The sequence below is a fragment of the Micromonospora sp. NPDC005979 genome, assembly GCF_040614415.1.
Taxonomy (GTDB): Bacteria; Actinomycetota; Actinomycetes; order Mycobacteriales; family Micromonosporaceae; genus Micromonospora.
On sequence record NZ_JBEXUR010000001.1, the window covers coordinates 203,152 to 225,787 of the forward strand.

The window sequence follows — 22,636 nt, forward strand, 5'->3', positions numbered from 1 at the left end:
CTATATCTGGCCGCGCCACGGGATCAGCCGGCTCTCGGCGGTCCGCAGCAGGGCGTCGATGAGCAGGCCCGACAGGCCGATGGCGAAGAGACCGAGGACGACGACGTCGGTCTGTGAGTAGCGTTGGGCGTCGCGGATCATGCCGCCGATGCCGGGTACGCCGTTGATCGTCTCCGCGGCGACCACCGAGGAGTACGCGACCCCGACGGCGATCCGGATGCCGGTGAAGATCTCCGGTAGCGCGTTGGGCAGCACCACGTCGCGGATCACCCGCGCGCGGCTGGCGCCCAGCGCCTGCGCGGCCTCCACCAGACCGGTCGGCGCGGAGTGGACGGCTGCCGCGGTGGCGACCGCGACCGGGGGCAGCGCGGCGATGGAGAGCAGCCAGAGCTTGGGTGTCTCGTCGATGCCGAACCAGATGATGAAGAGGCTGAAGTAGGCCAGGGGTGGGAGCGCCCGGATGAAGGTGACCACCGGTTCGACGACCACCCGGATCCAGCCGACGGTTCCCATGACGACGCCGAGGAGCACTCCGCCGGCGACACCGATGACGGATCCGATCAGGATGCGGCGCAGGCTCACCCCGAGGTGCTCGATGAGCAGGTGCCCGCTGTAACCACGGATGCCGTCGTGGGTGGTCGAGGTCTGGACGAGTTGATGCCACACCGCACCGGGCGAGGGGATGAAGGTGGGATTGCTGGTGGCGCGGGCGGCGATCTCCCACAGCGCGTAGAGCACGACGAGGGCGAGCAGCCGGAACAGGATCCGGCGGCGGCGTCCGCCGTGCGGTGCCGGTGCGGCAGGGGTCACCGTTGGCGCGCCGATCGAGGGTTCCGCGGCAGGTGGCGCGGGGACCGTGGTAGTCACCTACTTTTCCTATCGTGTAGATAGGAAATGAGCAAGGGGGAGATCGAGGGGTGGGAGACGGCGGCGTGTCCGGAGGCAGGGGCTGGCCCCGGAACGACGGTCGGCGGCCGGGCCCCAATGCCGGGCTCAGAGGCCGGATCTCCTATCGAACGACAGGGTGCGAACCCGTCACCACGCGACCGTCTTCGAGACGTCGCCCGGGTCTACCCGAGCACCGCCGTCGGTCTCAGCTGTCGGCGGGCGCGACGATCGGGCGGGTCAGCCGTGCCACCACGGAGGCCAGCCGGTCGTCGAAGGTGGCGGCGTCCAGCGCCGCGCCGAGTTCGGCGCGGCTGACCCGGGTTGCCGCGACGTGCCGCTCGGCGCCCCGGTCGGTGATCTGGCAGTAGACGCCGCGGCGGTCGTGGTCGCAACTGACCCGGGCGGCGAGTTGCTTGGCGGTGAGGCGACTGACCAGACGGCTCATCGAGGACTGGTCGAGGGCCACCGCGTCGCTGAGATCCTGGATGCGCATGCCGCGCGGATTGCCGCGGGTCAACTCGTCGAGCACCAGCAGCTCGGTGAGGGTGAGGTCGAACTCCCGCGCGAGGCGCTTGTCGAGTGTCTGGCCCAGGCGGCCGGTGAGGACCGTCAGTTGCCGCCACAGGTCGAGCACGTCCGGCTGCCCGCCGCGCCGTTCCGCCATCCGCCCGCCCTCCGAGTGTTCGCCGTACACCTTACACGTCCATGCGTATTCAATGTATACGCATCCACCTGCTGTGAGTGCAGGGCTGAGCCTGGCCGTCTGGAAGAGCTTTTCAGGTAAAAAATGTCTGCACCTACATGTATTCTGTGCGCGTCAATACCGGACCCACTGCCGCTCGGAGGTAACGACCCATGGCCAGCGACACCAGCGCGCCCCAGCGCGCTCCCGGCGGCAGGCCCGCTGACGCTGAGGCCGACCGCCTCGATCCCGCATTCCTCAAGATGGCCGGAGTCCTGCTGCTGGCCCTGCTCATGGCCCTGCTGGACGAGACCATCGTCAACGTCGGGGTGGACCGCCTCGTCACCGTCTTCGGGACCACACTGTCGACGATCCAGTGGGTCACCGCCGGATACCTGCTCGCGGTCGCCGTCGCGACGCCGATCTCCGGCTGGGGAGTGGACCGCTTCGGTGTCCGTCGGGTCTGGACGTTCGCTGTCGTCCTGTTCACCGTCGGTTCGCTGCTGTCCGGACTGGCCTGGTCAGCCGGCAGCCTGATTGCTTTCCGCCTGCTCCAGGGGCTCGGCGGCGGAATGATCTTCCCGGTCGTACAGGCCGCGATCGCCCGCGCCGCAGGCCCGAGCAGGGTCACCAAGGCGATGGGCCTGATCTCGATCCCCCTGACCATCGGGCCGGTGCTGGGGCCGATCCTCGGCGGCTTCCTCGTCGACGACATCAGCTGGCGCTGGATGTTCCTCATCAACCTGCCGGTCGGTGCCATCGCCCTGCTGCTCGCGCTCCGGACGCTGCCGGCCGACGCGCCGGACCGCGCCGGGCCGCGGCCACGCCTCGACGTCATCGGTCTGGCCCTGCTCTCACCCGGTTTCGCGGTGCTCATCTACGGGCTCACCACCGCGGCCCACCGCGGCGACTTCGGCGATCCGGCGGCGGTCACCGCCTTCGCCGTCGGCGTGGCGCTGCTCCTGGCGTACGTGCTGCACGCCCGCCGCGCGGCCGAGCCCCTGATCGACGTACGGCTGTTCACCCAGCGCGGCTTCACGATGTCGGTGATCACCATGCTGCTCGTCGGGGCGGTCGCCAACACGTTGCTCTTCCTGACGCCGCTGTACTACCAGCAGTCCCGCGGCTTCGGAGCCCTGCACGCGGGTCTGCTCATGGTGCCCTCGGGCATCCTCGGCGCGGCCGGGGCGATCTCCGTCGGCAAGGCCGGCGCCCGGCTGACCGCCCGCGTGACCGCACCGATCGGGATGCTGCTCGCCACGATCGCCGCGCTGGTGCTGTCCGGCGTCGGTCCTGACACCTCGACGGTCCTGACCGCGATCGCGTTCGGCGTCGGCGGCTTCGGCATCGGCTTCACGGTGCCCGGCCTGATGGCGTTCATGTACCTCGCGGTCGGTCCCGACAACGCTCCCCGGGCCACCAGCGCCCTGTTCATCCTCAACCAGATCGGCGGCTCGTTGGGCATCGCGGTGGTCGCGGTCGCCCTGCAGCGGCGGCTGGGTGGTGCCTCGGGCTTCCCCGCGGAAGCGTACGGCCGGACGTACTGGCTGGTGGTGGGCTTCGCCGTGGTGGCGGGCCTCGCCGCAGCCCTGGTACCCGGACCGTGGCGGACCCCGGAGCGGCAACGCACGTAACGCTCGGGCATTCCTCGACCGTGCCGCGAGCACAGCTGCGCTCTGGTACGGCGCCCTTCAGACGCTCCTGTCTGCGGCAACTGTCGTCGCCTGAGCACCTGGCCCTGAACACCGGAACACCGCTGTCCAGGGCCGGCGGGACTGTCAGGGGGTTGCTTCGTTCAGCCGGCACCAAGCGAGGATGGTGACAGCTGTCATCACTACGGCGGCGATCCGGAAGGGGGTGGTGATCTCCCATAGGCTGGCGAACAGCCCGCCGAGGAGAGAGCCGAGCGCGGCTCCACCGAGGTCCAGCAGCGCGTAGACGCTGCCGACTCGACCGCGCAACTGTTCGGGCACCGCCCGCTGCCGAACGGAGGCGACGGTGATGCCCCAGACCATGGCATGGATGCTGAACACGACCAGGATGACCGCGGCCACCCACGGCGTCGTCGTGGTCGCCAGGGTCACGTGTGTGACGACCTCGATGAGCAACCCGGCACGTAGCACCGCGGTGCTTCCGAAGGCTCGGGTGAGCCTGGCGGCGACTGTCGTACCGAACAGGCCGCCGATCGCGAAGGCGGTCAGCAGGAAGCCGTAACCAATCGCCGACAGGTCAAGTCGTTGCTGGCAGTAGAGGACGAACACCGCGAACGCGGCACCGAACGCGATGTTGCCCACGCCCATGGTGACGGCGAGGGTCCGTAGCAGCCGGTGCCGCCACAGCCACCGCACACCGGTGGCGATCTCGCCGCGTAACGAGGCCCGCGGCTGGCGTTGCGCCGGTGCGGGAACCGGTCGGATAGCGGCGATCAGAGCCGCGGCCACGGCGAACGTGAACGCGTCGAGGCCGAACGGTGCGGCGGCGGAGATGACGAACAGCCACGCGCCCAGTGGCTTGGCGATGAACTGGTTGCCGATGGTGAAGCTTGCGTAGAGCCGGGCGTTGGCGCTGGACAACTTTTCGGGTGTGACCACCGACGGGAGTAGGGCACCCATGGCGGTGTCCGCGAGGGTCTCTCCGGTACCGAGAAGAAAGAGCGCCAGGTAGATGATGGGTACGGTGACGGTCCCGGTCGCGATGGTGGCCGCCAACCCGGCGAGGGCGACAGCGCGTACCAGGTTGACGGCTACGAAGAGCCGACGCCGGTCGAGCCGGTCGACATACGCGCCGCTGATCAGAGCGAACAGCAGCCAGGGGAGTTGCTGGGCGAAGGCGGCTCCGGCGACGAGGGCCGGGCTGTCACTGACGGAGGCGACCAGCAGCGGGCCGGCGGCCATGGTGACGCCGTCGCCGAGATTGGACACCGCCGAGGCGGTCCAGAGTCTGGTGAAGTCCGCGCCAAGGCGCGCGGATACAAGGGCACGCAAAAGAGCTCCTCGAGCCAAGAAAGGGGAGACGGTCTGAAGGACCGCTCCGCGGCGAGGAGCACCAGACCGCCGGCTCTGTCACCCCGGCGGCGACCGATCAGTGCGCGGTGTGCTCTCGCGGCGAAGCGGGGACCGTGACCATGGCGAGGCGCATCTCAACTCCTCAATCGTCAATCAAGGCCCGAGCAGGATAGCGGGGTCTCGCTGCGGCTCAACAGTGGTGAGCATCCTCGACCAGGCGATGGCGGGCCTGGGGCAATGACTCATCCGCCCGCCCATCGGCACCAGTGAGGTCCCTGTCCCCGCGCTGTCCACCGTTCGATGGACAGTCGCTGACGGTCGAGCGGTCGTTCCGCGGGAAGGGCCGTGACCGGCACCGTCGACGGTATGACAGCCATTGAGGTGATCGGCCTCCGCAAGGCGTATCAGGGACACGAGGTGGTGTGCGACATCGATCTCACCGTCGCCCGGGGCGAGGCCTTCGCGCTGCTCGGCCCCAACGGAGCGGGCAAGACCACCACGGTCGAGATACTTGAGGGACACCGCCGCCGCGACGCCGGCGAGGTCCGTGTTCTCGGCGAGGACCCGGGCACCGCGGGGCGGGCGTGGCGGGCGGGGATCGGGATCGTCCTGCAGAACGCCGACGACGCGGCCGACCTCACCGTCCGCGAACTGGTACGGCACATCGCCGGGCTGTATCCCGACCCGCGGCCGGCCGACGAGGTGATCGAGCTGGTCGGTCTGACCCACAAGCGCGACAGCAGGATCCGTACGCTCTCCGGCGGGCAGCGTCGCCGCGTCGACGTGGCGCTCGGCATCGTGGGACGCCCGGATCTGCTCTTCCTCGACGAGCCCACGACCGGCTTCGACCCGCAGGCGCGCCGGCAGGTGTGGGAGCTGATGCGCTCGCTCGTCGCGGAGGGCACCACGATCCTGCTCACCACCCACAATCTCGAGGAGGCCGAGGCCCTGGCCGACCGGCTCGCGGTGCTCGCGAACGGTCGCATCGTGGCCGAGGGCACTCCCGCCACGCTCGGCGGTCGCGGCACGGCCGGCACCGCCACGGTGAGCTGGCGGGAGAACGGCGAGCGGCGCGTGGAGAAGGTGACCGATCCGACCCATGTGGTCCGCCGGCTGGTCGCCGAGGACGCCGACCTGCGCAGCCTCACGGTCACCCGTCCGACCCTCGAAGACGTCTACCTGACCCTGATCGGAGCGGGGAGATGACCGCCGTGCTGCCGTCGGCCACCCTTCCGTCCACCCTGGCAGGCGGCCTGAGCCGGGGCCGCGTCGAGCTGCTCATGTTTCTGCGTGACCGCACCGCTGTGGTGTTCACATTCGCGTTTCCGGCCATGATTCTGCTGCTGTTCGGGACCATCTTCGGCGGCAGCGGCGACGACCGGAGCGGCGTCAGCGCGAGTCAGGTCTATTCCGCCAGCATGATCGCGTACGGCGCGTTGTCGACCGCGTTCGTGACGATGGGCTCGGGCCTGGCGATGGACCGCGAGGACGGCACGCTCAAGCGCCTGCGCGGCACGCCGCTCCCGGCGGCCGCGTACCTGATCGGCAAGCTTGTGCTGGTCCTCGTGCTCAGCATCGCCGAGGTGGTCGTGTTGGTCGGCGTAGGTGCGCTCGTCTTCGGCATACCGCTGCCCGACGCGTCGCACTGGCTCACGTTCGGCTGGCTCTTCCTGTTGTCGACCGCGTCGTGCGGGCTGCTCGGCGTGGCGGTCAGCGCGATGGTCACGCACGCGCGCACGGCGGGCACGATCCTCAACGTGCCGGTGGTCGCGCTGCAATTCATCTCCGGTGTCTTCATCCACCCCATCACGCAGTTGCCGCACTGGCTGATCGTGGTGGCCTCGATCTTTCCCGTGAAATGGATGAGTCAAGGCTTCCGCTACGTCTTTCTGCCGGACAGCATGAGGGCACTGGAGGCCAACGGCCGGTGGGAGCTCGGCCGCACGGCGTTGGTGCTCGGCGCCTGGACTGTGATCGGATTGGTGCTATGCCTGGTGACCTTCCGGTGGAACCAGAAAGATCGCTGAGGCAGGGTGAGGCGCACGCCGGATACCTGTTCTGGTGGGACGCCTACTTCGGCCTGGTCGCGGCGGCGGTGGCCGCCGCGACCGTCGTGATCGACGATCACCTGCTCTGGCGTCGATGGCTGGCGGTGGGTGCCATCGCCGCCATGGCCATGCTGCACGTGGCGGTCGGTCGGCGGCAGATCCGGCGCAGCGCCGCGGACGGCGCGGCACTGGCAGTCCTGCTGACGTACCTCGTGTTCTACGTCGTCGCGGTCGCGGCCGCACCCTTCACGACCTGGCTGTTGTTCGCGGTCATCCCGCTCATCTTCCAGCTCACCGACGTGCGCGCAGGGATCGTCCTGGCGATCCTCGCGAATCTGGTCACCCCGGCGGTCAACCTCGTCGAGGAGCCGCACGCGGTGCCCACCGACCTGCTGATCGCGGTCATCACGGGGACGGCGAGCATCTGGGTCAGCTTCTGGATCATGCGCGTGATCCGGCAGAACGTGGAACGCGGGCTCCTCATCGGCGAGCTTGAGGCGAGCCGCGCCGAAGTGGCCCGCCTCTCGCACGACGCGGGGATCTCCGCCGAGCGGGCCCGTCTCGCCAGCGAGATCCACGACACGCTCGCGCAGGGCTTCACGAGCATCGTCACGCTGCTCCAGGCCTACGACCCGGAGTTGCGCGACGCGCGTCTGGCGTTGGCGGTGCGTACCGCGAAGGAGAACCTGGCCGAGGCGAGAGCCCTGGTGGCGGCACTCTCGCCCGTCGCGCTCGCGTCGGGGTCGCTGCCCGACGCAGTACGCCGTCGGGCCGCCTATTTCAGCGAAGAAACCGGAGTGACCGCCACCGTCCGGGTGATCGGGGCGCCTCGGGAACTGCCCACACCGGTCGAGGTGGTACTGCTGCGGGCCGCCCAGGAGGCACTGACCAACGTACGCCGGCACGCGCACGCCACCGAGGCGCAGGTCGTGCTCGCGTACGACGACCGGGGCGTACGCCTGGTCGTGCGGGATGACGGACGCGGGTTCGCGTCCGACGGCCTCGATGGGTTCGGGCTCGCCGGCATGCGCTCGCGCGCCGAGCAGGTGCGCGGCACACTCACCGTCCACGGTGGACCTGCGGGCGGCACGGTCGTCGAGCTGGAGGTGCCCGCGTGATCCGCATCGTGCTCGTCGACGATCACCCGGTCGTACGGATGGGGTTGCGCGGAATGCTCGACGCCGAGGATGACCTGACGGTGGTCGGCGAGGCGTCGTCGGGGCCGGAGGGCGTGCGGCTCACCGCTGAGCAGCACCCCGACATCGTGCTCATGGACCTGCGCATGCCGGGCGGTGACGGTGTCGAGGCGACCGGGCGGATCCGCACGCGCGTTCCGGGCGTCCGCGTGGTGGTGCTCACGACGTACGAATCGGACCGGGACATCCTGCGGGCGATCGAGGCCGGCGCCAGCGGTTATCTCCTCAAGGACGCCACATCGGCGGAGCTGGCGGAGGCGGTCCGGGCCGCGGCCCGGGGCGAGACCGTGCTCGCGCCGAGCGTCGCCTCCACGCTGGTGCGGCAGGTGCGGCACCCCGCGCCGCCCGCCCTCTCGGCCCGCGAGACCGAAGTTCTGCGCCTGGTCGCGCGAGGGCTCACGAACGCCGACATCGGGCGGGAGCTCTACCTCAGCGAGGCCACCGTGAAGACCTACCTCCTACGCGTATTCGGCAAGCTGGACGTCGCCGACCGCACGGCCGCCGTCACCACGGCGCTGCACCATGGCCTGATCTGACCCCAGAGGTACGCCTCAGCGACGCCGAGCGGTGTCCGCTGGTCCTCCCAGTGGAACTCGAACATGCCGGCCTCGATCCGAGCAGGCCACGGCTCCGGCTACCGCTCCCATGACGCCTTGTTCGGTGGACATGACTGCGTCCTCTCGTGACCGATGCCTGCCATACAGACATTGCACGCCCGGCGTTGCACAAACCTTGACGGTTTCTTACAAGGCAGCGTGGACGCGACTGCGTCAACTCCCTCGCGGCCGAAGGAGAGCTGCCTGCCGGCGCGGCTCGCCGTCACGCGCCGGCCCCCACCCGCCCGTCGGCGGCAGCCGGGCATCGTCCTCGGTGAGGATGGCCTGGCGCAGGTCCCGCAGCCGCCGGCTCGGCTCCAGGCCGAGCTCACGGCGCAGCGACGAGCGCAGCCGGTCGAAGGAGGCCAGCGCGTCGGCACCCCGCCCGCTGCCGTACAGCGCGACCATGAATGCCGCCTGCAGGCGGTCACGCCCCGGATGAGTTCGGGCCAGCGCGGTGAGTTCCGGTACGGCCCGCGCGTGCCGGCCCAGACTCAGCTCGACCTCCAGCCGATCCTCGATCACCTGCAGCCGCGACTCCTCCAGGCTCATGGCCTCGGGCTCCAGCACGCCATCCGCGAGACCGGCGATGGCCGGCCCGCGCCACAGGTTCTCCGCCCGCAGGAAATACCCGACGGCCTCCGCCGCGCGACCCGCAGCCAGCGACCGCCGAGCCCGGTGGGCCTCGTCGTCGAACCGTGTCCGGTCCAGCTCGCCGGGCTCCACATCCAGCACGTAACCGCCCGGCCGCCGGACGAGCGAGCGCTCGGGCAGCCCGCCGGCGATGAGCAGGCGGCGCAGGGCTGCGGCGCAGTTGCGGATCTGACTGGCCGCGGTGGCCGGCGGCCGCAGCGGCCACAGGCAGTCGACCAGCCTGTCGGCCGGGACCACCCGGCCGGCCCGCAGCAGCAGCACGGCCAGGATCCGCTGCTGCCGGCGTCCGCCGAGCGACAGGGGCGTTCCTTCGACGGACGCTTCCAGCGGACCGAGGATCCGGAAATCCATGCAACGACCTCCATGCCGACCGCACCCCTCGCACGGCCTGGCCACCAGGTTGCCCAGCACGGGTTGGCGTTTCCTTGGCAGCGTCGTATGGCGCTGCCGACCAACCGGAGCACCCCGGACGTCAGCTCGCCATCACCGTCGCGTCGCCCGGACGCCGCTCCCGCCCCGGAGCAACATCGGTTATCCGGCCGGGACGCCCACCGGGCGGCCGTCGTGCCGCTCCAGCAGGGCCCGGACGACGTCCGCCTCGGAACTGCCGAGCGCTTCCAGGATGCCCAGCGCCTCCGGCCAGGCCCGCGAGGAGTCCTCCAGGTGACCCAGGGTGATCAGCGCGCGGGCGCGTACCAGGGGTGCCCCGATCGCCTCCGCGCGATGTGCCGCCTCGCCGGCGAGCCGGGCCGCCTGCGCGGCGTCGCCGTCCTGCCGGGCGACCTCGCCCAAGGCAGCCAGCGCGTCGATCTCGATCACCGCGGCGCCGGACTGTCGGGCCAGCGTGACCGCCCGCTCCAACGAGGAGCTGGCCAACAGCGGCGTCCGCTCGGCGACGGACGTCGCGAGGCCGACCAGGGCCTCGGCCTCCGTCGCCAACGTGCGCGCCGACCTGGCCCACTCGGCGGCCCGGGTGTATCGGGCCGCCGCGCCGGTGAGGTCGCCGGTCAGCCGGAGCAGGCCCCCCTCGGCGATGTCGATCGACGCCTTGCAGTGCCAGTCGTCGGTACGGTCGGCGAGACGCTGCGCGGCTGCGAGCGCCGACCTCGCCTCCGGCACGTCGCCGCGTAGTGTGTGGATCTGGCCGATCCCAGCCAGTGCGTTCGCCTCGATCGAGGCCATGTCGACCTCGTGGGCCGTCCGCACCGCCGCGTGGAGATCGCCCAGGGCGGCCGGGTACTCACCCCGGACGGTGCGCACCAGGCCGAGGTTGGTGAGGATGACCGCCTCGTTGGGTCGTCCGCCGTCCTCCCGGTGGATGACGATGGCGGCGGTGAGTCGCTCGACCGCCAGCCGCAGTCGACCGGCCATGGCGTAGATCGTCCCGAGGTTGCTCGCCATCACCGCGATGCCGTAACGGTGCCGGATCCGCTCGTTGAGCCGCAACGCGTGCTCGAAGCAGGCCGCCGCCGTCGCCAGTTGCCCGAGATCACCGAAGACCGCGCCGAGCGAGCCGGCCGCGGCGGCCTGGCCCTGCGCGTGCCGGGCGCTGCGGAACAGGTGACCCGCCCGTCGTAGGTGCGCGATCGCGACCAGTTGGTTGCCCGTGAGGTGGTACACGTTGCCCAGACTCATGTGTGCCGACGCCCGCAGAGACGGGTGCGCGTCCCCGTTTGACGCGTGCAGCGCCGCCTGCGCCACGAGCAGCCAGTTCAGTGAGTTGCGGGTGACCCAGAAGTACGTTCGTAGCTGGTCGGCGAGCAGGGCGGCAGCGGCGCTCGACGTGCTGTCGGCGGCGGCCCTGATCAGCGCCACCATGTTTGACTCCTCGGCCTCGAGCCAGGCCAGTGCCGTGGCACGGTCACCGATGCCGGCGTCACCCGCCGCTAGGCCCGTCGGCAGCTCCAGGCGGACCCGCCCCGGCGCCAACAGGTCTCCGGCAGCCTGGGCGCGGACCAGGTACCACGCGAACAGGCGCGCGAGGACGGCAGGCGCCTCGGGCCGGCCGGCCCGCCGCGCACTGTGTTGGCCTGCGTAGCGACCCAGCAGGTCGTGCAGCGTGACGCGATCGTCGTCGAAGTCCACCAGGTGTGCCGAGAAGAGTCGGGCCAGCGTCCGGCGAGCCGCGTCCACCGATGTCTGCGCCAGGTGTGCGACCGCATCGACCGACAGACTGAGCCCTGGAACGGTGCCGAGGAGGCGGAACATCCGTTGGGCCTCGCCGGGGAGCCGGGTGTAGGAGAGGTCGAACGCCGTCTGCACGGCGACACTCGGGTCGTCGTCGATGGCCAGGGCGGCGACGCTGCGCTGCCGCAACTGCCGCACGTACGCCGACACCGCGAGGTCCGGCTCGTCGTGCAGCAGTGCCGCCGCGATCCGCAGGGCCAGTGGGAGCCGACCGCAGACCTGGGCGAGGTCCCGGATCGCGTCACGATCGGCGGCTCGCGGGTCGGCGCCGAGCAGGACGGTGAGCAGCTCGATCGCGTCCGGTTCCGGGAGCAGTCCGATGGTCAGGCGGCGGGCGTCCTGCTGGGCCACGAGCCCGGTCAGGCGGTCCCGGCTGGTGACCACCACCAGGCTCTCCGCAGACCCGGGCAGCAACGGCCGCACCTGCTCGGCGTCGAGGGCATTGTCCAGAACGATCAGCAGCCGGCGATCGGCGACGACGGTGCGGTAGAGCGCCGACGCCTCCTCGGGGTCGGCCGGGATGCGTCCCGCCGGCACCCCCAGACCCCGCAGCAGCGCGCCGAGCGCCTCCGCCGAGCGCATCGGCCGGCCGGCGGAGTAACCCCGCAGGTTGAGGAAGAGCTGCCCGTCCGGGAAACGGTCACGGACGCTGTGCGCCCACCGGATCGCGGTCGCCGTCTTTCCGACACCCGCCGTGCCGACGACCGCGCAGAGGATCAGGACCTGCGGCGCTGCCGCGTCGGCGAGCAGGCGGTCGAGCTGACGCGATTCGGCGTCGCGGCCGACGAAGTGTCCCGGCGGCAGCGGTAGCTGCGCCGGCCCGGTGGAGGACGTGGGCGTGGCGTCCGAGGCTGCGGTGGCGCGGGACAGCTTCCGGTACGTCGCCTGGATCTGCTCTCCGGGCGCGACACCGAGGTCGGTGGCGAGCCGATCTGTGAGAGTGTCGTAGGCCGCGATGGCCTCGCCGCGACGACCGATCCCGCTCAGGGCCAGCATCAGCAGCTCGACCGGGCGCTCGCGGGTCGGCGCCTCGCTGATCAGCTCGTGCAGCGGCGCCAGTATCTCCCGGTGCTGGCCGGCGTCGAGGCGGGCGCCGAGCAGCTCTTCCTGCGCGGTCAGTCGTGCCTCGTCGAGATCCGGGAAGAGCCGGCCCCGCTGGGCGTCGTCGAAGACGTCGGCCAGGGCGGCGCCCCGCCACAGACCGAGCGCGCTACTGAGCATCGCGATGCGCTGATCGGCATCGGTGACGCCCCTGCTTTGAGTCACCAGGGCGGTGAACCGGTGCACGTCGACCCGCTCTGCCTGGATTTCCAGTGCGTAGCTGTTGGGTCGGGCGAGCAACGCGGGCTCCGTCGACCGGCCCAGCTCCAGCGTGGACCGCAGGTGCGAGATCATGGCCTGCAGGCCCGCTCGTGCCTGGGCCGGAGGCCGATCTTCCCAGAGCAGGTCGATGAGTCGCTCCGCGGAATGGAACTGGCCCGGTCGTATCGCGAGGATGGCGAGCAGCCGTCGCTCCTGACGACGACGGACGGGCACGACCCGTCCGTCGATGACAGCCTCGACGGGGCCAAGCAGTCGCAGCTCCACAGCCGCAGGCTAACAAGGCACACCGACGTCGACGCAGGGCCATATGTCTATCTGAGACGCACCCGGCGGTCAGCTTCCCCAGGTGGCGCAGTCCGACGCGGATGACGGATCTCAGGGCCCCCGCGCCGCCGGGGGACCCTGACGTCCGCCTGCCGTTCAGCTGATCCAGGGGGTGCACGTCCAGGCGCCGCCGTTGAGGCTGAAGCAGGCCTGGTGCTCGTCGGAGGAGTCGAGATCCTCGAGCATGTTGGTCCACACCCCGCCGTTGGTGGAGAGGAACTGCTTGCTGAGGCTGCCCGTGTACCAGTAGCCGTAGGACGACCACACCCGGCGCTCGATGCGTACGGTGAACGTGGCACCCGCGTAGCGGACGTACTGGTCGTTCTGCAGGCGTGCCCAGGCCGCTCTGCAGCCGGGCGACTTCACCACGACGATGCCGAGCCCGCTGTCGTAGCCGCCGCCGGTCCAGCCGTACCGGGTGCCGCTGCATTGACCGTTGGGATCGACGTTGTGACAGCCGGTGCCCGAACACGCGGCCAGCGCCGGCGACACCGGTACCGCCGCGGCGACCATGCCGAATCCCATGAACGCCACCAGGGCGATCAGCGTCCGCGCCAGGCGATGCGTCCGGACCTTCGCTACCTTCATGCTGTTCTCCTCAATCGTGCTGCATGTCGTGAAGGTGATCCTTCGGCGTCGCCGCATCGCGGCCGCATCGTCAGGTCATCCGCGCCGCGTCGTGCCGCCATCGCCGTCTGCGGCGGGCGCCGCGGAGCCTCCGGAGAGGAACGAGGGGACTCGCGGTACAGCCCGTTTCGCAGGGGGTACGCCGTGCCGTCACGCCGGAGCGGTACGCCCACGATGACCTCGTGATGCGCCGACGGTGTGCGCGGTTCCGACACTGCATCGATCCCGAGCATCCTGGAGGATCCGCAGTGTCAACATCACCGCCCCGCCCCGCGCTGCCGCGCGGGCTCAGCCCCGGTGCCGCCCGTCGCGCCGTCACCGCCGCGCTCGCCACCGCCTCGCTCGTCGCCAGCGGTCTCGTGACGCTTCCCGCGCCGGCTGCCGCGGCGCCGGACCCGCCGCCGAAGGATGTGGCGTTCACCGCGGTACCGTCCGGCCAGCGGGACTCGACCCTCAAGCAGGGCTGGCGGACGTCGCAGGATCGGGCCTGGACCCTCTCCGGCGACATGACCGGTCTGCACGTGCTCGTGGCGTCGGCGGCCTCCGGTTACAGCTGGACGACCGCGGCGACGCTGAGCGAGCCGGGGCTGGAGACCGACCAGTGGATCGGCAACGGCTGCCTCACCGAGTCGGGCCGGCGGCTGGTCGTCACGTACGCGCCGCGCGCCTACACCAACAAGCCCGACCTGTTCGACCGCGGCGCCTTCGTGGCGGTCGTGGACCTCAAGAACCAGTCCGTCCGGAAGGTGGCCGCGCACGCGTCTCTCGCGTACTTCAGCCCCGGCTGCGGTACCGGTGAGAACGTCGTGCTGAGCACGTTCACCGGCGGCGACACCGGCTCGGGCAAGACCCGGCTGACGCAGCTCGATGCCGCGACCGGCTCCGTGGCACCGCCGATCCAGGTGGCGGGCCAGCTCACCTCGGCGCTACCGGTCGCGGACAAGATCATCGCCGCCGACAACGGCGCGCTGGTCAAGGTCGACGGCAAGGGCCGCCGGTCGGCCGTCGCGAGGACCACCGGCGTACCGTTCCGGCTGGCGGCCAACGGCGACGGCGTGGTGTACATGGATGCCGATAGCAAGGCCGGCCGGGTGAAGCGGACCGAAGTGCGGTCCGGCGCGACGGCCACGCTGGCCGAGGGCGGCACGACCGACATGAACGTGGTCAAGGGCGCGGGCGGTCGGGTCGGCATCACCGGTACCCCCGGCAGGACGCACAAACTGCCTACGGGTGTCGCGAAGCTCGACGCGACCGTACAGGCCGAGATGTCCAGTCAGGGTGACCTGCTGCTGGACGACATCAAGTGGACGACCGACCCGCGGGCGGCGCAGGCCACGGACGACCGCCGCGGACGGTCGCTCGTCATGAAGGCCAAGGTGCCGGCGACCGGTCGCAGCGTGAACTTCGCGGTCGCGCCAACCACGCCGACGTCGGGCGACGCCGGCGCTCGGGCGAACCCGAGGACGCCGGGGCGGGCCCGGTCGACACCGGGTGCCACGACGCTGGCGACACCGCTGCACGACCCGGTGGACACGGCCGCCTGGTGCGCGATCCCCCGCAACGACGTGCGGGTACAGGTGTACCAGCCGCGCGCCCGGGAGATCGAATGGGTTGTCGACATGGCGGTGCAGGACTCGCTGATCCTCAACCGGGGCAACAACTTCAACCAGTCCGGTCTGCCGGGTTACAACGTCGCTCAATGGTTCCCGATGCGGCCCCTCGACGGCGGCGGCCACGTGCCCGCTCAGATCATGCTCGGCATTCTCGCGCAGGAGTCGAACCTGTGGCAGGCCTCGCCGCACGTCCTGCCGGGCGAGTTCGGTAACCCGCTCGTCGGCAACTACTACGGGCTCGACATCTACGACGCCGACACGAGCGACGACTGGACGATCCGCTGGGACAAGTCCGACTGCGGCTACGGCGTCGGGCAGGTCACCGACGGTATGCGCAAGCCCGGCTTCCAGAAGCCGAACGAGGTCCCGCTGCCGTACAACCAGCAGCTGGCCATCGCCGTGGACTTCGCCGCGAACATCTCCCAGTCGTTGCGAATCCTGCAGGACAAGTGGAACCAGGTCCACGCCTACAACATGAAGGTCAACGGCGGCGACCCGCAGTACATCGAGAACTGGTTCTTCGCGGTGTGGGCCTACAACACCGGGTTCTACGCGCCGCAGGGCAGCACGGACGAGCCGTGGGGCGTCGGCTGGGCGAACAACCCGGCTAACCCGCGGTACCCGGCGAACCGCAAGGCGTTCCTGGAGGAGACCTACGACGACGCGCGGCACCCGAGCCAATGGCCGTACCCGGAAAAGATCATGGGTTGGGCCGGACACCCGCTCAACGCGATCGAAAAGCCGGACACCTACACCGACGGCTACCGGTACGCGTGGTGGAGCACGAACGACGGGCGGGCGCGGGTGAAGCCGCACCTTCAGACGTTCTGTGACCAGTCCAACGACTGCTACTACGGCAACAACCTCCCGCCGACGGCGCCGGACGTGATCGACGAGCCGGCCGGCCCGTGCCACCACGTGAACGTCATCGGCGAACGGGACCTCAAGTGCTGGTACAACCGATCGGCCGACTGGAAACCGGGCTGTCTGGACTGTGGGAACGCCGCCATCAGGTACGACCCCGGCTGGGAGTATCCGGCCGCCGGGGTGAGCTACCTACCGAAGTGCGGCACCGAACTGCCGGCGAACGCGCTCGTGGTCGACGATGTGATCAACGAAGTCGTCAGCCCACGCCGTGACGAGGCCGGTTGGCTCTGCACCAGACGGACGAACAGCGGCACGTTCACGCACGGGTTCGCCGGCGAGACACAGAACGGCACGCTCCAGTACCCGGGCAAGATCGACCTGCACCAGGTCGGCGGCGGGTACGGCGCGCACTACTGGTTCACACACACCCGCGAGCCGGGCAGCAACCTCTACGTCAGCGGAACGTGGACGCTGGACCGGACGGTGAACGGCTGGATGCGGGTCATGGTCCACATTCCCGATCACCTCGGTACCACGCAGCAGGCGGCGTACAAGATCACGACAAAGAACGGCGTGGTCAAGACCCGCATGGTCCAGCAGCGCGGGTACGCGAACCGGTGGGTGGCGCTCGGTGTGTTCGAGTTCAACAACGTCCCGACGGTGGAGCTGACCAACACGGTGTCGGACCTGACCCCCGAAGAGCTGGCGCAGCTGCGTGACGATGTGCCGGCCAGCGGGCAGGGCGACCTGGCGCTGGGCCGGCCGCAGGAGAACGTGGCCTTCGACGCGGCGGCGTTCATCCCGCTGCCGGGCAAGCCGCAGCACCAGGTGGTGGCGCTCGGCGACTCTTTCTCGTCGGGCGAGGGCGCCTCGCCGGTGAACGGATCGGACTACTACCGCGAGTCGGACAACAACAGCAACAACGCCTACCGCAACGGCTGCCACCGCTCGAAGAACGCGTGGTCGCGCAAGGCGGTGCTTCCCGGGTCGTCCACGCCGATCGGGCTGCGGGCGGACATCACGAGCCAACAGCACGACGTCAACATGGACTATCACCTGATCGCCTGCTCGGGCGCGGAGACGGAGAACATCCTGCCCCTGCGTACCGTCGGCAACGAGCCCCGCAACGCCGACGGTCAACGGGGCATGGGCCAGTACCTGGAGGCGTCCCAGCTCGACAAGGGCTACCTGGACGAGAACACCACGCTGGTCACGATCTCGATCGGCGGCAACGACGCGAGGTTCGGCCCGGTGGTCAAGGAGTGCCTCGTCATGGCCGGCCCACTGGACTGCTTCAAGGCGAAACTGTCGGGCGAGACGGACACCGTGGACGTGTCGACCCGGCGCCGCATCGCCGACGCGGTTCCGCGGTCGAACACGAAGGTGCTGGAAGAGATTCACCGGAAGGCGCCGAACGCCAAGATCATGCTGATGGGGTACCCGAAGCTCGTCGAGATCGGCGGCGACCCGCTCTGCGCCCTCAAGCTCGTCCTCAGCGACGAGGAGCGGGTGTGGCTCACCGAGATGAGCGTGCTGCTGCGTGACGAGCAGCTGGACGTCGTCCACGACTTCAACACCGCGCACGGCGCGACGATCGCGTACTACTCCGACCCGATCGACGAGTTCGCGGGCAAGGCGGTCTGCGGCTCGCCGGCCGGCATCCACGGGGTCGTGACGGACAAGTCGCCGGGTGACACCCCGGACGGCCCGACATCGACGCAGTCCTTCCACCCCAACAGCCCGACCGGTGTCAGCCTCTTCGCTCAGTCGATGAACGTCACGGTCGCGCAGATGTATCCGTGACGAACGCCGCATGATCCGGGAGCCCGGGCGGCCGTTGCCTGCTCGGGCTCCCGGCTCTGCGGATGCCCCGCACCGCCGGTACGGGCGCGCGTTCCGCGCCGACGACGGAGCATCCCCGGAGGTGGCCAAGCCGCGGTGGGCGACCAGGCCGTCGTCGATGTTAGGTTCGCGGACACGACGGTGCGGATCACCGCTGGGCATTTCCACGCGGCTGACGGCGTCGATGACTGGCGTTGTCTCTACCACCTGGTCTCGGCCCAATTCCGGACCGGCTCGCTGTCTGCGGGGATCGCGTTCGTCGATGAGATCGGTCGGCTCGCGGGCCCCCGACGAGCAGGAGCAATCCAACGTGAACCCGCGCCACGCGGGTGTCACCGTGTCGCTGTCCCGGCGGGACGTCTCACTGGCGCGACGGATATCGGCCGCTGCCCGTGCGCCGGGCATCCCCGCCGACCCCACCGCAGTGCAGCTCATCAACATCACCCTCGACGCCGCAGTGAGCTCGGACGTGCTGCCGTTCTGGTAGGCGCTGCTGGGATACCGGCAGACCGGTGACGACTACCTGGCCGACCCGGCGTGGCGGGGCCCCGGGTTCGGGCTGCGACACATGGACACGACGCGGCCGCAACGCAATCGGATGCATGTGAGGTCAGCGACCGGCCAGACATCATCGAACCGCAGACAATGATCGAGGTCCTGCTTGCGTCGGCATGAGTCGCCGCCACGCCCGCTGTACCTGCTCGTTCGGCCGGCGGGTGAGTCAGCCTCTTCGTACCGTGGCCCCGGCGCGAATCGCCCGCGGTATCTCGGCGACGTCGTCGACACGATCCAACAGCGTGGCAAGTTCGTCGCCGGACGCGGGTGAGTTCACCTCGACCTGGTAGGTGATGCCGCTCGATGTCCACGTCTGCGTGTCGAAGCCCCCCTCCGCCGATACACGTACCCCGTCGATCCGGATGCCGAGTACGTTCGCCTCCCGATACACGTCGTTCAGAACGCAGCCGGCCGCAGCGAGGTGCAACAGGTGCGCCCCGGTGAAGTCCGCCTCGACGGTGACGCCCTCGGGTGTCCAGCGATGAGGGAACCCGATCGCACCACCGTCATCCGATCTGAACGAGCCGGCGCCGACCACGACCGCGAACTGCTCCACCGGTTGCTCCCGTCCGCCGCGCCTGAACCGATCGGCTCATTGTTGCCCGTCACCAGTATCACCACCAGGTACGGCGACCTTCGCCGCTGCCGCCGAGAAGGCGCGGCGGTCGTCGCCGCAGCATCCGCGTAACGGTCTGACCGACGTACCCCGTCGGCGGCAGCACCGGCGGACCTGTGCCTGGTGTGGTTTTCCTGTCGCCTCGCGTTGATCGTGACGGGTATCGTGGCCGGGCCGGCCGCGGGACTTCGGTGCGACTTCCGGAACCCGCCTCTGAAGCGATGCTTCGCAGTTCGTGCCCCCGATCCCCGGCCGGCCCCACAGTCACCGCCTTTGACGAGTTGCGGAGCGACATGTCCCGGGCGGATCAGGTTGCGTGCGAGGACGTCGTCATGTTCGTCAACGCCGCGATCGCCTCGACGGTCCAGCGAGAGTTCCAGTCCGGATCCGCAGCGCAGCGACTGTCGTTGGCGTTCCTGCACGAATACGTGTTGGGCCGGAGGCCTCTCTGATGCTCGTCGGCGATCGGAGAGCAAAGGACCTGATTGCGGCTTGCTGCCGTTAAGCCCTCTCCTATGACCGCCCCTGATTCAGTAGACTCGTGATCCGGTCAGACGAGGTGGCGATTTGACGACGTCTATGGGTCATCCGGGAGGCGGCAGGCGTGGCTGAGTCAGCGCACACCGCTCGCCGTGCCGAGAATGACCTGCGAGCCCAGGCCGGTCCACTGCGTATCCAGATCCTTGGTTCGTTGCGGCTGTGGCGTGACGGCGTCGAACTGAGCGCTGGGCCCAGACAGCAGGCGCAGATGCTGGCCCTGTTGGCGGCTTGTGTGGACCAGCCGGTCAGCACGGGAGATCTGATCGATCTGATCTGGGCTGACGACGCTCCCGCCAGCGCGCTCAACGTGATCCAGAAGTATGTCGGTGCACTGCGGCGGTTGCTTGAACCCGCTGTGCCGATGCGGTCATCCGGCAGATATCTGCACCGCCACGGTAACGGGTACGTGTTCACCGCCGGGCCTGACGTGCTGGACCTTGCGGCGTTCCGGAAGCTCATCGATGCCGCTCACGCAGCGCTCGCCCGACAGACTCCCGACCTGGCGCTCGACTGTTATGTCGAGGCGCTCGATCTGTGGAAGGGCCGTGCGGGAGGTGGGCTTGCCACGGGTCCGGCAACTCCGGTGCTGGCCGCTCTCGACGACGAATTTCACCGGGTGTGCACGGCGGCCGTCGAACTGGCCGTGTCATTGCGCCAACCGGAGCGGGTCCTCCTGCCGATTCGGTTGGCCGCGTCGATGGCACTGTTCCACGAGCCGGTTCAGGCCAGCCTCATCACCGCGCTGGGCGCGGCTGGGCGACAGGCGGAAGCGCTGTCGACGTTTCACGCGGTCCGTGACCGTCTCGCCGAGGAGCTCGGCATCGACCCCAGTGCGCTGCTACAGGCCGCGTACCTGCAGGTACTGGCCGGAACCCCGACCGGTGCGAGCGTCGAACATGAAGGCGATCTTACGTTCGCGCAGCAGGCCGGGGTAGCTGAGCCAGGCGAGGGCACGCCCGAGGGAAACGACGTCTCGCCGCACTCCCCTCGCCCCGACCTCATGGAGCCCGCGGTGCCGCGGGTGATGGCAGCGCGAGCCCGTCCCGGCAGAGTGCCGGGTCAGTTGCCGACCGATGTCAGTCGGTTCGTGGGTCGCGCACTCCCGTTCAAGCGGCTGGATCACCTGCTCTCCGATGGCGCGGGCGCTTCGGCGTCGGTGGCGGTGGCGACCATTGTCGGAATGGCGGGCGTTGGCAAGACCTCCCTGGCAGTGCATTGGGCTCATTCAGTGGTGGAGGGGTTCCCGGACGGGCAGCTCTACGTCAATCTGCGGGGGTTCGACCCGACCGGAGCGGTGGCACGGCCCGACGAGGTCCTACGAGGGTTCCTGACTGCCCTGGGCGCGACCGCGCCGGGTCAGTCCGCGACATTGGAGGGCCTCGTCGCCCAGTTTCGGAGCGAGATGATCGGACGCCGGGTACTGGTCGTCCTCGACAATGCTCGGGACGCCAGCCAGGTCCGGCCGTTGTTGCCGAACACCTCCGGCAGCTTCGTCCTGGTGACCAGCCGTGACCAGCTCACCGGACTTGTCGCCCTGGACGGCGCTGAGCCGATAGCCATCGATGTCCTCGATCCGGGTGAGGCTCACGAGCTGCTCACTCGCCGGCTCGGATCCGCACGGCTTTCGGCGGAACCGGACGCCGTTACGGAGATCATCACCCGTTGTGCGCGTCTCCCGCTCGCGCTCGCGGTCACTGCGGCTCGGGCAGCGGTGCAGTCCAACCTCCCCCTGGCCGGGTTGGTCGAGGAGATGCGCGAGGCCCAGACGCCGCTTGACGCCCTCGGGGGGACCGACCCGGCCAGCGATCTCAGGTCCGCTTTCGACTGCTCGTACGCGGCGTTGGGCGAACCGGCGGCGACTCTGTTCCGGCGGCTCGGCCTGCACCCGGGGCCGGATCTGACCGCACCAGCGGCTGCTAGTGCCAGCGGACTGACGGTCACCCAGGTCCGGCCACTGCTTGCCGAACTTGCCGGGGCGAACCTGATCAGCGAGCATCTGCCGGGCCGGTTCACCTTTCACGATCTTCTCCGTGCCTACGCCGCCGACCTTGCCGAACGCCTCGACACGGACGAAGACCGCCGCTGCGCCACCCAGCGCCTCGTCGACCACTACGTGCACAGCGCCGATACGGCGAACCGACACTTCGGCAAGCCCAAACACTCGCCGGTCGAGCCACCGCCGGCGGCCCCAGGCGTGTCCGTCATCGAGCCGGCCGACGAGCAGAGGGCACTGGCCTGGTTCGATGCGGAGGTCGCCAACCTCATCGCCGTCGCGAGAGCGGTGGAGAACGCCGCACTCGACTGTCACGTCATCGCGTTCGCGGCGATCCTCGAGACCTACCTGAGGCGGCGGAGCCTCACACGGCTCTGGGTGCGCTTGCAGGAGGCGGCGGTATTCGCCGCTGGGCGTCTCGGTGACCTGGCTGCCCTGCGCGCCGCCTACTCGTGCCTCGGCGGCGCGCTGACACAGATGGGTGACCATGACGAGGCGATCCAGCTCTACCTGCGGGCCATCGACCTGGGCCCGGATGCCGACCCCGTCCGTCAGGGCGGGATCCACCTCAGTCTCTCGGAGGTGCTCGTCCAGCTTGGCCGCTATCCCGAGGCGATGACCGAGGCCGGCCGCGCGTTGACGCTGTTCCAGGCTGGGAACGACCGCGACCGTGAGGCGGCGGCGCGCAACGACATCGGCTGGATCCACTACCTCGCCGACGACTACGAACAGGCGCTGGCCAGCTGCACTGAGGCACTGGCGCTGTTCGAGGCGGTCGACAACCGGTCCGGGCAGGCGTACACCTGGGACAGTCTGGGTCAGGCCCACCACAAGCTCGGCCACGAGGACGAGGCCAGCTACTGCCACCAGCGCTCATTGGCCATGCTGCGTGAACTCGGCCATCGGTACCCGGAGGCGACGATCCTCCTGCACATCGGCGACTGTCACGAGGTCGGCGGGCGGGAGACCGAGGCGCGACTCGCGTGGCAGGAGGCGCTGGCCATCCTCGAGGCGCTCGACCACCCCGACGCCGAGGACGCCCGAGCGAGGCTGAGCAGGTAGCGATCCGAGCAGCGGAGA

The 22,636-nt window shown here is 69.8% G+C and carries 15 protein-coding genes; 8 read left to right on the forward strand and 7 right to left on the reverse strand.

Annotated features, from left to right (window positions below; all coding sequences use genetic code 11):
- The gene (locus ABZ272_RS00905; RefSeq protein ID WP_355047799.1) at nt 1–867 is read right to left on the reverse strand and encodes an ABC transporter permease; all 867 of its coding nucleotides are present in this window, start codon (nt 865–867) and stop codon (nt 1–3) included.
- Nucleotides 868–1,093: 226 nt separating this feature from the next.
- Nucleotides 1,094–1,552: a MarR family transcriptional regulator gene (locus ABZ272_RS00910; RefSeq protein WP_355047800.1), complete on the reverse strand. Its 459-nt coding sequence runs from the start codon at nt 1,550–1,552 to the stop codon at nt 1,094–1,096.
- Between the two features lie 191 nt (nt 1,553–1,743).
- Between ABZ272_RS00910 and ABZ272_RS00915 the strand changes: the two genes are divergently transcribed.
- Complete coding sequence (locus ABZ272_RS00915; RefSeq protein ID WP_355047801.1) at nt 1,744–3,204, forward strand: DHA2 family efflux MFS transporter permease subunit; 1,461 nt, start codon at nt 1,744–1,746, stop codon at nt 3,202–3,204.
- Nucleotides 3,205–3,348: 144 nt separating this feature from the next.
- Here ABZ272_RS00915 and ABZ272_RS00920 read toward each other — a convergent pair whose 3' ends face one another.
- Entirely contained in the window at nt 3,349–4,554 is a 1,206-nt protein-coding gene (locus ABZ272_RS00920) for an MFS transporter (protein WP_355047802.1), read from the reverse strand.
- 387 nt (nt 4,555–4,941) lie between these two features.
- On the opposite strand from ABZ272_RS00920, the gene ABZ272_RS00925 reads away from it, so the two are divergent.
- The 4 genes from ABZ272_RS00925 to ABZ272_RS00940 are packed head-to-tail and all read left to right on the forward strand — an operon-like array spanning nt 4,942 to nt 8,355.
- A complete protein-coding gene (locus ABZ272_RS00925; protein WP_355047803.1) occupies nt 4,942–5,781 on the forward strand; it encodes an ABC transporter ATP-binding protein in 840 nt (279 codons plus the stop codon).
- The gene (locus ABZ272_RS00930) at nt 5,778–6,602 is read left to right on the forward strand and encodes an ABC transporter permease (protein ID WP_355047804.1); all 825 of its coding nucleotides are present in this window, start codon (nt 5,778–5,780) and stop codon (nt 6,600–6,602) included. Before ABZ272_RS00925 ends, ABZ272_RS00930 begins: the two co-directional genes overlap by 4 nt.
- Entirely contained in the window at nt 6,581–7,741 is a 1,161-nt protein-coding gene (locus ABZ272_RS00935; RefSeq protein ID WP_355047805.1) for a sensor histidine kinase, read from the forward strand. The genes ABZ272_RS00930 and ABZ272_RS00935 overlap by 22 nt, the downstream gene beginning before the upstream one ends.
- Complete coding sequence (locus tag ABZ272_RS00940) at nt 7,738–8,355, forward strand: response regulator transcription factor (protein WP_355047806.1); 618 nt, start codon at nt 7,738–7,740, stop codon at nt 8,353–8,355. Before ABZ272_RS00935 ends, ABZ272_RS00940 begins: the two co-directional genes overlap by 4 nt.
- Nucleotides 8,356–8,589: 234 nt before the next feature.
- On the opposite strand, the gene ABZ272_RS00945 is transcribed toward ABZ272_RS00940, so the two are convergent.
- From ABZ272_RS00945 to ABZ272_RS00955, 3 genes are all read right to left on the reverse strand, one after another.
- Entirely contained in the window at nt 8,590–9,420 is an 831-nt protein-coding gene (locus ABZ272_RS00945) for an AfsR/SARP family transcriptional regulator (RefSeq protein WP_355047807.1), read from the reverse strand.
- 180 nt (nt 9,421–9,600) lie between these two features.
- Nucleotides 9,601–12,843: a BTAD domain-containing putative transcriptional regulator gene (locus ABZ272_RS00950; protein WP_355047808.1), complete on the reverse strand. Its 3,243-nt coding sequence runs from the start codon at nt 12,841–12,843 to the stop codon at nt 9,601–9,603.
- Nucleotides 12,844–12,999: 156 nt separating this feature from the next.
- Nucleotides 13,000–13,491 carry a hypothetical protein gene (locus ABZ272_RS00955; RefSeq protein ID WP_355047809.1) on the reverse strand — a complete coding sequence of 164 codons (492 nt, stop codon included), beginning with the start codon at nt 13,489–13,491 and terminating at the stop codon, nt 13,000–13,002.
- Between the two features lie 287 nt (nt 13,492–13,778).
- Here ABZ272_RS00955 and ABZ272_RS00960 point away from each other — a divergent pair, with 287 nt between their 5' ends.
- A complete protein-coding gene (locus tag ABZ272_RS00960) occupies nt 13,779–17,813 on the forward strand; it encodes a hypothetical protein (RefSeq protein ID WP_355047810.1) in 4,035 nt (1,344 codons plus the stop codon).
- 301 nt (nt 17,814–18,114) lie between these two features.
- Complete coding sequence (locus tag ABZ272_RS00965; RefSeq protein WP_355047811.1) at nt 18,115–18,339, forward strand: hypothetical protein; 225 nt, start codon at nt 18,115–18,117, stop codon at nt 18,337–18,339.
- A gap of 234 nt (nt 18,340–18,573) precedes the next feature.
- Here the strand turns inward: ABZ272_RS00965 and ABZ272_RS00970 are convergent, their stop codons facing one another.
- Entirely contained in the window at nt 18,574–18,963 is a 390-nt protein-coding gene (locus tag ABZ272_RS00970) for an OsmC family protein (protein WP_355047812.1), read from the reverse strand.
- Nucleotides 18,964–19,627: 664 nt separating this feature from the next.
- On the opposite strand from ABZ272_RS00970, the gene ABZ272_RS00975 reads away from it, so the two are divergent.
- A complete protein-coding gene (locus tag ABZ272_RS00975) occupies nt 19,628–22,618 on the forward strand; it encodes a BTAD domain-containing putative transcriptional regulator (RefSeq protein ID WP_355047813.1) in 2,991 nt (996 codons plus the stop codon).
- Nucleotides 22,619–22,636 lie beyond the last annotated feature (18 nt).